This window comes from Arthrobacter sp. AL05, from assembly GCF_029960715.1.
In the GTDB taxonomy this organism is placed as follows: domain Bacteria; phylum Actinomycetota; class Actinomycetes; order Actinomycetales; family Micrococcaceae; genus Arthrobacter.
Genome location: NZ_JASBRC010000012.1, coordinates 124,977 through 136,529 on the forward strand (window position 1 = coordinate 124,977; position 11,553 = coordinate 136,529).

Consider the following 11,553-nt stretch of genomic DNA (forward strand, 5'->3'; position numbering starts at 1 on the left):
TCCGGCGCCGGATCCAGACCAAAGGAAATCACAAATGAAGGCCCAGCGGCTGACAGCCCTGCTTGCCGTGCTGGTGGGACTGGCGGTGCTGGCCTTCGTCCTGGCAGGGGTCCCGCAGACCGGCGACGCTCCGCCCGGAGCCGCCACAACGGCCACCGAAACGGCCACCGGACCGGGCGGCGCAGCAGCCGGGCCCGCCACAATGGCCGCGGGGCCCGCCGTTACCAACCCGTCCGGGCTGCCGGAAGTGAAGGTCGCCGAACTTCCGGCCGAGGCACGTCAGACGCTGTCGCTGATCGCCAGCGGCGGTCCGTATCCGTACGCCAGGGACAACATCGCATTCGGCAACTTCGAACGTATCCTTCCCCGGAAACCCGCCGGCTACTACAAGGAATACACTGTCGGGACGCCGGGCGAATCCGACCGCGGTGCCCGCCGGATCGTGGCCGGTAGGGACGGCGAAAAATACTACACGCCGGACCATTACAACTCGTTCACATTCATCAGCGAAAGCAAGTAGGGAACCGTGAAGATTTACTCCGCAGACACTTGGACCATCGAGGAACTGCAGGCATTGGTAGCCGACGCCGGACGCCGCGCCGTGCTGATTCCCGCCGCCGACACCAAAAGGGCCGTCCTTGAGTCGTTCGCGGCGACGCTGGACTTCCCGGCGGACTACGGAGTGAACCTGGACGCGCTCAACGACTCGCTGCACGAGTTCGCCGATGCCGTCGCCGACGACGCCCAGCGACCCGTCAGCTTCATTTGGGAAGTCCCGGCCGCCTTCCGCGCGGACCGATCCTTCGGAGTCATCTGTGAGATCCTGCAGGACGCCGAAAGCTACGCCGGAAAGAACCTGGCCGTCATCGCCGTCTTCCGGTAACCGCCAAGGAACTGCGGCAGGAAGACGGCGACGCCGCTCGCAGGGATCAGGCGTTGACGATCAGGCCCAGTTCGGCCCTGGACGCCAGCGCCGTGTGCTTCGGGAGCACACGAACGGTGTAACCAAAGGACCCGGACCGGTCGATCACCAAGGTGCCGCTGAAGAGGTGACGGCCCCTGCCAAGATCTTCGACCGCCTTGAGTTCGGCCACCGTGACGTCGGCCAGCTCGTCGCTGTCCTCGGCCTTGCCGTAGGCCACCTCGACGGACACATCATCCGGTGTCAGCTCGTGCAGGGCCACGTAGGCGTTAACTTGGAGAATATCGCCGATCTGCGGGTCTTCCGAGACGCCCACCGAGTCAACGTGCTCTACCTGGATCTGCGGCCAGGCGGCCCGGACCCGGGAAACCCATGCCGCAAGGGCCTTGGCCTCTGCGAAATTGTCTGCCACTGCCCGGCGGCCCGCAACGGCAGCCGGCCGGTACAGGACATTGACGTAGTCCCGGAGCATCCGGTCCGCGGAAACAGCGGGGCCCAGATGGGACATCGTGTGTTTGATCATCGAGACCCAATGCGTGGGAACAGCCTGCGGGCCGGACACTGAGGGTCCTGCGGCCCCCGCACCGTCGGCCACCGTGAGTCCGTAGAAACGGGGTGCTACCTGCGTCTCCAGCAGCTCGTACAGGGCCGCCGCTTCGATGTCGTCGCGTTCCTCGGGGGACGCGTCATTGTTGGCGGTCGGAATCGCCCAGCCGTTCTCGCCGTCGTACATCTCGTCCCACCAGCCGTCCAGGACGGAGAGGTTCAGCGAGCCGTTCAAGGCGGCCTTCATCCCGGAGGTGCCGCATGCCTCGAGCGGACGCAACGGGTTGTTCAGCCAGACGTCGCACCCCGGAAACAGGGTCCGGGCCATGGCGATGTCGTAGTTGGGCAGGAACGCGATCCGGTGCCGCACCGCCGGGTCGTCGGTGAACCGGACGAGGTCCTGGATCATCTTCTTTCCCGCGTCGTCGGCCGGGTGCGACTTGCCGGCAATGACCAGCTGGATCGGGTGCGTTTTGTGCAGCAGCAGGGCCTTGAGCCGTTCGGGCTCGCGCAGCATCAGGGTGAGCCGCTTATAGGTGGGCACCCGCCGGGCGAAGCCGATGGTCAGGATGTCCGGGTCCAGCACGGAGTCCGTCCACGCCAGCTCGGCGTCGGCCGCCCCGCGCTTCTTCCAGGCCGCACGCAGCCGCCGTCGGACATCCTCGACAAGGGACACCCGCATTTCGCGGCGGAGGGCCCAGACGTCCTCGTCACTGACGTTGTAGGCGAGGTCCCAGCGGCCCTGCGTTTCCGCGTCGGGACCGAACTGTTCGCGTGCCAGTTCTGAGACCCTCGGGTCCACCCATGTGGGTACGTGCACACCATTGGTGACCGCGGTGATGGGCACCTCGGAGTGGTCGAATCCGGGCCACAGGGCGGCAAACATCCCGCGGGACACCACGCCGTGCAGCTTGGCCACGCCGTTGGCACGCTGGGCCAGCCGCAGGCCCATGACGGCCATGTTGAACACGAACGGATTGCCGTCGCTGTAATCCTCGCGGCCGAGGTTCAGGATCTTGGCCACCGGTACGTCGGGAGCCAGCCCGGCTTCGAAGAAGTGCTGGATCTGCGAGATTTCGAAGCGGTCAATGCCAGCCGGGACCGGGGTGTGGGTGGTGAAGACCGTTGACGCGCGGCCGGCAGCGAGCGCCTCTTCCCAGCTAAGCGGTTGTTCCGCGGACATCATTTCCTGGATCCGCTCCACGCCCAGGAACCCGGCATGGCCCTCGTTGGTGTGGAACACCTCCGGTGCGGGGCTGCCGGAGAGCTTCTGGTAGGCGCGGAGCGCCTTGACCCCGCCCATGCCGAGCAGGAGTTCCTGCTGGAGGCGGTGGTCGCCGCCGCCGCCGTAGAGGCGGTCGGTGATGCCGCGGGCGGCGTCGTCGTTGCCCGGAACGTTGGAATCCAGCAGCAGCAGCGGGACACGTCCGACGTCGGCACGCCAGACATGTGCCAGCAGCCGGCGGCCGTCGGGGAGCGGGAGGGAAATCTGAAGCGGCTTGCCGTTGCCGTCCGTGGAGGCCTCCCGCAGCAGCGTCAAAGGCAGCCCGTCCGGATCCAGCACCGGATACGTTTCCTGCTGCCAAGCGTCGCGGGACAGTGACTGCTTGAAATAGCCGGCCTGGTAGAGCAGGCCGACGCCGATCAACGGCACGCCAAGGTCCGAGGCCGCCTTCAGGTGGTCGCCGGCGAGGATGCCGAGGCCGCCGGAGTACTGCGGCAGCACTTCGGTGATGCCGAATTCAGGGGAGAAGTAGGCGATGCACGCTGGCGCACCGTCGCCGAGGCTCTGGTACCAGCGGGGCTGCTCAAGGTACCGGTCGAGGTCTTCCGCCGCAGCATGGACCCGGCGCACCACGTCCTGGTCAGCGGCGAGCCGCTGCAGCTCTTCCCTGCTGACCAGACCGAGGAAAGTCACCGGATCGTGCCCGCTCTCGGCCCAAATCTTGGAGTTCAAGCCCTCGAACAGCGCCCGCGTAGGGCGGTGCCAGGACCAGCGCAAGTTGGTTGCCAGCCGGGCCAGCGGGCGGATCGACTCGGGGAGTACGGTACGGACGGTAAATCTGCGGATTGCCTTCACCTGCGAAACACTAACGGACAAGTCGGAAGCCCGGAACCGGTTTAAGTTTCTTTTGCGTAAATGACGGACGAGGTTCCGGAAAACCTCCCGAAAAAAGTGCGCTGCCTTAGCAATCTGGCCGATTTGTCGATAACGTCGACGCTGTGACGACAAATTCGCGAACGAGTGCCGTGTCCAAGCAAAAGCCGAAGGCCCTGATCACGGAGGGCCTTCGCTTTGGCCGTTTTCCAATCACCGCCGTACAGCCGGTGGTCGACGGCGGGAACTTCCCTGCCAAAGCCATTGTGGGAGAAACCCTGGTGGTAGGTGCCACTGCCTTCCGCGAAGGCCACGACCAGCTCGGCGTCAGCGCCGTCCTGGTCGATCCCCGCGGGAAGGAGCGCCAGCGGGTGCGTCTCGCCCGCCCCCGCGGCCCCCGCGGCCAAGGAACCGACCGCTGGGAAGGCCTCCTGACCCCGCCCGCCACCGGCGCCTGGTCCTTTGTGATTGAAGCATGGCACGACCGCTACGGCACATGGCACCACAACGCCGAGGTCAAGGTGGAAGCCGGCATCGACGTGGAGCTTATGCTGGCCGAGGGCGCTGCGCTGCTCGCCGAAGCGTCCGAGGACTCGTCCCGCCCGTCCGCGGACCGGCGGACGTTCCGGATGGCCGTCGTCGGACTTAACGACCCGAGCAAGACCGCCGAGGAACGCCTCGCCGCCGGGTTCAGCCCGGAGGTTTTCGCCGTCATCGAACGCCAGCCGATCCGTGAGCAGGTCACCGTCTCCCAGCGCTACCCCTTGCTGGTGGAGCGCGAACTTGCCGGCCGCGGCGCCTGGTACGAGTTTTTCCCCCGCTCAGAGGGTGCTGTCCGCAACCACGAAACCGGTGAGTGGACCTCCGGGAACTTCCGCACCGCGGCGGCCCGACTCGACGCCGTTGCGGACATGGGCTTCGACGTCATCTACATGCCGCCCATCCACCCGATCGGGGTCCAACACCGCAAGGGCCCGAACAACACGTTGCTGGCAGGACCCCATGATCCCGGGTCGCCCTGGGCCATCGGGGCCGCGGAGGGCGGCCACGACGCCATCCACCCCGAGCTGGGCACGTTTGCGGACTTCGACGCTTTTGTGGCCCGCGCCGGCGAACTGGGCCTGGAGGTGGCCTTGGACTTGGCGCTGCAGGCCGCCCCGGACCACCCCTGGGTTGCCAGCAACCCGGAGTGGTTCACCACCCGCGTTGATGGCAGCATCGCCTACGCCGAGAACCCGCCGAAAAAGTACCAGGACATTTTTCCGCTGAACTTCGACAACGATCCGGCCGGGCTCTCCAACGAGATCCTGCGGATCGTTTTCCTCTGGATCAGCCACGGCGTCAAGATCTTCCGGGTCGATAACCCGCACACCAAACCGGTGTGGTTCTGGGAATGGCTGATCGGCAAGGTCAACAAGAAGCACCCGGACGTGGTGTTCCTCGCCGAAGCGTTCACCCGCCCTGCGATGATGCACGCGCTGGGGCGGGCCGGCTTCCAGCAGTCCTACTCGTACTTCACCTGGCGCAACACCAAGGAGGAGCTGGAGGAATACTTCCAGGAGGTCAGCCACGAATCCCCGGCCTACTTCCGGCCGAACTTCTTCGTCAACACCCCGGACATCCTGACCGAGTTCCTGCAGTACGGCGGTCCGCCTGCCTTCAAGATCAGGGCTGCACTGGCCGCTACCGCGAGCCCGATCTGGGGCGTTTACGCCGGATTCGAGCTCTACGAGCACGTGGCCCGGCCCGGCGCCGAGGAGTACATCGACAACGAGAAGTTCGAGTACAAGGCACGCGACTGGGATGCCATGGCGGACTCGGGCCGGACGCTGGCTCCCTACCTGAGCCGGCTCAATGAGATCCGCCGCGCTCACCCCGCGCTGGGCGACCTGCAGAATCTGACCGTGCACCAGAGCACCGACAACGCCACTGTTGTCTACTCGAAGCACAAGACGCTCCCCGACGGCAGTAAAGACACCCTGATCATCGTTGTCAACGTGGATCCGCACGGGATCCGGGAGAGTACCGTGACGCTGGATCTGGCGGCGCTGGAGCTCCATCCGGACGATCTGGCGCACACCGGCCGCTTTTTGGTCGACGATCTGGTGACCGGCGAGAGCTGGGAATGGGGCGAGTACAACTATGTCCGGTTGGACGCCCATGTTGAACCCGCCCACATTCTCAGCATCCGGAGGTCAAACGCGTGAGCTTCAGCCCAACGAACCCAGGCCAGCACTTCAGCCCGAAGGGGAACTTCGAACTGAATGCCCCCGGCCTCCAGCACGATCCGCACTGGTACCGCAAAGCCGTCTTCTACGAAGTGCTGGTCCGGGGCTTCGCCGACGGGAACGGTGACGGTTCCGGCGACTTCCATGGTCTTATCGAGAAGCTGGACTACCTGCAGTGGCTCGGCGTCGACTGCCTGTGGTTGCCGCCCTTCTTCCAGTCCCCGCTCCGCGACGGCGGCTACGATATCTCGGACTACAACTCCGTGCTTGATGAATTCGGCACCATCAGCGACTTTAAGCGCCTTGTCGCGGAAGCCCATGCCCGCGGCGTGCGCGTGATCATCGACCTCCCGCTGAACCACACTTCCGACCAGCACCCGTGGTTCCAGGAATCGCGAAAGGATCCGGACGGTCCCTTCGGCGACTTCTATGTCTGGAGCGATACGGACGAGAAGTACGAAGACGCCCGCATCATCTTTGTGGACACCGAGGAATCGAACTGGACGTTCGACCCGATCCGACGGCAGTTCTTCTGGCACCGCTTCTTCAGCCACCAGCCGGACCTCAACTTCGAAAACCCCAAAGTCATCGACGCCCTGTTCGACGTTGTGCGGTTCTGGCTGGACCAGGGCATTGACGGCTTCCGCGCAGACGCCATCCCGTATCTCTTCGAAGAAGAGGGCACCAATTGCGAGAACCTGCCGCAGACCCACGAATTCCTGCGCACCTTGCGCAAAATGGTCGATGAAAGCTACCCCGGCCGGGTGATCATCGCCGAGGCCAACCAGCCGCCGGCCGAAGTGGTCGAGTACTTCGGTACGGAAGAGGAACCGGAATGCCACATGGCGTTCCACTTCCCGATCATGCCGCGGCTGTACTACGCACTCCGGGACCAGAAGGCTGCCCCCATCATCGAGACGATGAAGGAAACCCCAAACATTCCCGAAGGCGCGCAGTGGGGCACCTTCCTGCGCAATCACGACGAGCTGACCCTGGAAATGGTCACCGCCGATGAACGTGCCGCCATGCTCGGCTGGTACGCCCCTGACCCGCGGATGCGAGCCAACATTGGCATCCGGCGGCGGTTGGCACCGCTGCTGGACAATTCCCGCTCCGAGATCGAGCTCATCAACGCCCTGCTGCTGTCCCTGCCGGGAAGCCCGTTCCTGTATTACGGTGACGAGATCGGGATGGGCGACAACATCTGGCTCGAGGACCGCGACGCCGTTCGCACGCCCATGCAATGGAACCCGGACCGCAACGCCGGTTTCTCCAGCGCGGACCCCGGGAAGCTGTACCTGCCGGTGATCCAGTCACTGGTGTACAACTACAGCATGGCCAACGTCGAGGCCGAAGCTGCGCACTCCGGGTCGCTGCTGCGCTGGACGCGCCAGATCCTCAGCGTCCGGAAGAACCACCCCGCATTCGGGCTGGGCACCTTTGAACATGTCGAAGCGGACCACGACGTCGTCCTCGCCTACCTGCGTGAGCTCCCGGAAGGCAACTCCGCAGGTGAGGACAGCGAAACCATCCTGTGCGCCTTTAACCTCTCCCAGCACCCGGTGGCCACCACGCTGCGGGTCCCCAGGTTCGCCGGCCGCGGCCTCCGGGACGTGTTTGGCGGCCAAGCGTTCCCGGCGATCTCCGAGGACGGAACCCTGACGCTCACCCTGGGCAGCCACGACTTCTTCTGGCTGCGGATCCGATCGGCGGCCTCCAACCCGGCGTCGCCGTACACCCAGGCCATGCCGATCCTGTCCATCGAGGGTTGAGATGACCCGGCCCACTTTTACGCCCGCACTGAGCGGACTGCTTGGCGACTGGCTTCCGCGCCAGCGCTGGTTCCCCGTGAAAAGCCCGGCTTTCAGCTTCGAACCCGCGGGGGGACTGAACCTCGCCGGTCCGGGCGACGGGACCGGCGAGGCCGGACTCCAAGTGCTGATGCTGGCCGTGGACTATCAGACTCCGGACGGCTCCCGCACCGACGTCGTCCAGGTCCCGCTCAGTATCCGGACTGCGCCGCTGGCCGGAGCCGAGGCAGCGCTGATCGGGCAGATTTCGGGCTCCGGCCTCGCCGACGGCGCTGCCGGTGCCAGCGTTGACCGGTGGGTTTACGACGGCGTTCACGACCCGGCGTTCATTTCCGCCTGGCTGGAGCTAATGCGCGACCGCGGCACCACCGCGGCCGGGAACGCCACCGGCCACCTCGTGGACTCCGGTTACCGCCTGCCCAGGGCTAACGGCTTCGTCAAAGTGCTCTCCGGAGAGCAATCCAACACTTCCGTAGTCGTCGACGACGGCGAATCGGCCGCGATCCTGAAGTTCTTCCGGGTGCTCTCCGAGGGCCAGAACCCGGAAGTGGAAATCGGCGCCGCCCTGACCGCAGGACGCGCCGCCGAAGTCCCGGCCACCCTCGGCTGGGTGAGCGGGGAATGGGCGCGGCCTTCCGGGCGGCCGGGAGCCGGGCCGGCGCTCGGCGAACTGGCCGTGGCACACGAGTTCCTTGCCGGCGGGCTCGATGCCTGGCGGCTTGCCGTCGACGCAGCGGCCGGCGGCCGGGACTTCAGCGCCGAGGCGCACGCGCTTGGCGCCGCCACCGCCGCGGTCCACCGGCGGTTGGCCGAGGCGCTCGGCGTCGCTGTCGAATCCGGGCCCGGACGCGACATAGCGCCAGGCGTCGCCGAGCGGGTGCGTCAATCCTGGGCGCAGGCCGGTCCCGCCGTCGGCCCCTACGATGATGCGCTGGACCGGCTGTTGGGGTTCCTCGAAGGCAGCAGCGCCGGGGCCCTGCAACGGATCCACGGCGATCTCCACCTGGGCCAGATCCTGCACGTTCCGGGCGATGGAAGCCGGGCACCGCGCTGGACCATCCTTGATTTCGAGGGTGAGCCGCTCCGGCCGATTTCCGAACGCAATTTCCCGGACGTCCCGCTACGCGACGTTGTGGGCATGCTGCGCTCCTTCGATTACGCCGCCGGCGCGGCAGTCCGCGAGCACCCGGACGCCAACGTCCCGGGAGGCTGGGTCGACGACTGCGCCGAGGCTTTCCTGGCCGGCTACGCGGAAGTCATCCCGGGCGGCATCGACCGGGACTCGCCTCTTTTCGTGGCGCTTTGGCTCGACAAAGCCCTCTACGAAGTCATCTACGAACTACGTAACAGGCCGGACTGGCTCTCCATTCCGGTTCACGCATCACGTCGTCTCCTCGGCAGTACAGGCTCCGGCGTCCCTGCCGAAGCCGCAGCGGAAGGTACCAACATGACAGGTTCAGCACGTATCGATCGTCCCGGAAGTCCACTGCCGGTGGACGCGGACACCCTGGCAAGGGTGGCCGCCGGCGAGCACCACGCGCCGCACTCGGTCCTCGGCGCGCACCTCGACGACCACGGACACGTCACCATCCGCACGGTCAAGCATCTTGCCGAAGCCGTCTCCATTGTGACCCCGGCCGGCACCTTCCCGATGACGCACGAGTCGGGCGGAATCTGGGTTGCCGTGCTGGAGCCGCAGGAGCCCGGCCACGTGCCCGACTACCGGCTGGAAGTGACCTATCCGGGCCAGGCTCAGCAGCCGGCTGACGACCCCTACCGGTTTTTGCCCACGGTCGGCGAAATCGACCTGCACCTGATCGGTGAAGGACGGCACGAGCGCCTCTGGGACGTGCTCGGCGCGCATGTCCAGCACTACAAGTCCGTTCTCGGGGATGTCGACGGCGTGTCCTTCGCCGTGTGGGCGCCCAACGCCCAGGCGGTCCGGGTCAAGGGCGACTTCAATGGCTGGGACGGCCGGCAGCACTCGATGCGCTCGCTTGGCTCCTCCGGAGTCTGGGAAGTCTTTATCCCAGGCGTTGTAGCAGGGGCGTGCTACAAGTTCGAGATCCGAACCAAGCAAGGGTACTGGCTGGAGAAGGCGGATCCGATGGCCTTCGGCACGGAGGTTCCGCCGCTGACGGCGTCGCGTGTGGTCGAGCCCTCCTACGCCTTCAAGGACGCGGAGTGGATGAAGGCCCGAGCCGGGCGGGATCCGCACAATTCGCCCATGAGTGTCTACGAGGTGCACCTCGGATCCTGGCGGGTTGGACTCGGCTACCGGGAGTTGGCCAAGGAACTCGTCGAATACGTCAAGTGGCTCGGCTTCACCCATGTGGAGTTTATGCCGGTGGCAGAACACCCCTTCGGCGGATCCTGGGGCTACCAGGTCACGTCCTACTTTGCTCCGACGTCGCGGTTCGGCCATCCCGATGAATTCCGCCACCTCGTGGACGAACTGCACCAGGCCGGCATCGGCGTTCTGCTGGACTGGGTACCGGCGCACTTCCCCAAGGATGAATGGGCCCTGGCACGGTTCGACGGCGAGGCGCTGTACGAACATGCCGACCCGAACCTCGGCGAACACCCCGACTGGGGAACACTCATTTTCGACTTCGGCCGCAGCGAAGTCCGCAACTTCCTGGTCGCGAACGCGCTTTATTGGCTCGATGAATTCCACATTGACGGCCTCCGCGTGGACGCCGTGGCCTCCATGCTCTACCTGGACTACTCCCGTGAGGAGGGGCAGTGGAAACCGAACCGGTTCGGCGGGCGGGAGAACCTTGAGGCAATGTCCTTCCTGCAGGAGGTCAACGCCACGGTCTACAAAACGCATCCCGGTGCCGTTATGATCGCCGAAGAATCCACCGCGTTCCCCGGCGTAACGGCGCCGACAAGCCAGGGCGGGCTGGGCTTCGGCATCAAATGGAACATGGGCTGGATGCACGACACGCTCAAGTACATGGCTGAGGATCCCTTCAACCGCCGGTGGCACCACGGCACCATCACCTTTTCGCTGGTCTATGCGTACACGGAAAACTTCCTGCTGCCGATCAGCCATGACGAAGTGGTCCACGGCAAGGGTTCGATGCTGCGTAAGATGCCGGGGGATCGCTGGCAGCAGTTGGCGAACCTGCGTGCTTTCCTTGGCTACCAGTGGGCGCATCCGGGCAAGCAGCTGATCTTTATGGGAACGGAATTCGGCCAGGAAGCGGAATGGTCTGAACAGCACGGGTTGGACTGGTGGCTGGCTGAAAGTCCGGGGCATCAGGGTGTCCAGCGCCTGACCAAGGACCTTAACGAGCTCTACAGCTCGACGCCGGCGCTCTACGAACAGGACAACGACCCCGCCGGCTTCCAGTGGATCAACGGCGGGGATGCCAACCGCAACGTCCTGACCTTCCTTCGCCGCGACGCCGCGGGCAACCCAGTTGCCTGCGCGTTCAACTTCTCGGGCTCCCCGCATGAGGATTTCCAGCTCGGTGTCCCCATGGCGGGGGAGTGGCGCGAAGTGCTGAACACCGATGCCGACGCCTACGGCGGGTCCGGTGTGCTGAATGAAGGCACCCTCACTGCCACCGCGGTGGACATCGACGGCCAGCCGGCAGGCCTGACCGTGACGCTGCCTCCCCTGGGTGCCGCCTTCTTCAAGCCTGTGAGCTGACAGGCACGCCGGACACGCACTGGAGAAGCTTCGGCAAAAAGCCCGGAATCCTCATGATTCCGGGCTTTTTGCTGCCCTGTAGGTAGTGGCCTGCGGCCGCCTTTGGCACCAGTGAAAAGTGGTGGTAGAGTTGTTTTCCGCGCTGCTCCCCGGAGTTGATCCGCCACCAAGACCCAGATGCTTCACGGTAAAACTGAGTCGGACTGGCGATTTGACAAGGGTGAAGTGGCCCGGTAAGTTTGAAAAGTTGCTCCGGAGCGATCCATGGCTGTTTTGGTTGTGGTGGT

Annotated in this window: 7 protein-coding genes; 5 read left to right on the top strand and 2 right to left on the bottom strand. The window is 65.4% G+C overall.

Annotated elements, in window-relative coordinates; all coding sequences use genetic code 11:
- The first annotated feature begins 34 nt into the window (after nucleotides 1–34).
- Nucleotides 35–520 (top strand): ribonuclease domain-containing protein, encoded by a 486-nt coding sequence (locus tag QK287_RS14720; protein WP_282360570.1) that lies wholly within the window; start codon nucleotides 35–37, stop codon nucleotides 518–520.
- A gap of 6 nt (nucleotides 521–526) precedes the next feature.
- Nucleotides 527–883, top strand: coding sequence for a barstar family protein (locus tag QK287_RS14725; RefSeq protein WP_282360571.1), 357 nt, complete (start codon nucleotides 527–529; stop codon nucleotides 881–883).
- A 46-nt stretch (nucleotides 884–929) separates the two neighbouring features.
- Here QK287_RS14725 and glgP read toward each other — a convergent pair whose 3' ends face one another.
- Nucleotides 930–3,548: an alpha-glucan family phosphorylase gene (gene glgP, locus QK287_RS14730; RefSeq protein ID WP_282360572.1), complete on the bottom strand. Its 2,619-nt coding sequence runs from the start codon at nucleotides 3,546–3,548 to the stop codon at nucleotides 930–932.
- A 143-nt stretch (nucleotides 3,549–3,691) separates the two neighbouring features.
- Here glgP and QK287_RS14735 point away from each other — a divergent pair, with 143 nt between their 5' ends.
- From QK287_RS14735 to QK287_RS14745, 3 genes are read left to right on the top strand one after another with little or no spacing between them, the layout of a single operon-like run.
- Nucleotides 3,692–5,773 (top strand): alpha-1,4-glucan--maltose-1-phosphate maltosyltransferase, encoded by a 2,082-nt coding sequence (locus QK287_RS14735; RefSeq protein ID WP_282360573.1) that lies wholly within the window; start codon nucleotides 3,692–3,694, stop codon nucleotides 5,771–5,773.
- Nucleotides 5,770–7,566 (top strand): maltose alpha-D-glucosyltransferase, encoded by a 1,797-nt coding sequence (gene treS, locus QK287_RS14740; RefSeq protein ID WP_226773758.1) that lies wholly within the window; start codon nucleotides 5,770–5,772, stop codon nucleotides 7,564–7,566. The genes QK287_RS14735 and treS overlap by 4 nt, the downstream gene beginning before the upstream one ends.
- 1 nt (nucleotide 7,567) lies before the next feature.
- A complete protein-coding gene (locus QK287_RS14745) occupies nucleotides 7,568–11,266 on the top strand; it encodes a 1,4-alpha-glucan branching enzyme (protein WP_226773759.1) in 3,699 nt (1,232 codons plus the stop codon).
- Here the strand turns inward: QK287_RS14745 and QK287_RS14750 are convergent.
- The coding region (locus QK287_RS14750; RefSeq protein WP_282360574.1) for a hypothetical protein at nucleotides 11,250–11,553 on the bottom strand (304 nt) is incomplete at its 5' end. The genes QK287_RS14745 and QK287_RS14750 overlap by 17 nt on opposite strands.

Excerpts from the sequence above, each read along its gene's own strand:
- QK287_RS14720 (WP_282360570.1), top strand. The coding sequence starts at position 35 with ATGAAGGCCCAGCGGCTGACAGCCCTGCTTGCCGTGCTGGTGGGACTG.
- QK287_RS14745 (WP_226773759.1), top strand. The coding sequence starts at position 7,568 with ATGACCCGGCCCACTTTTACGCCCGCACTGAGCGGACTGCTTGGCGAC.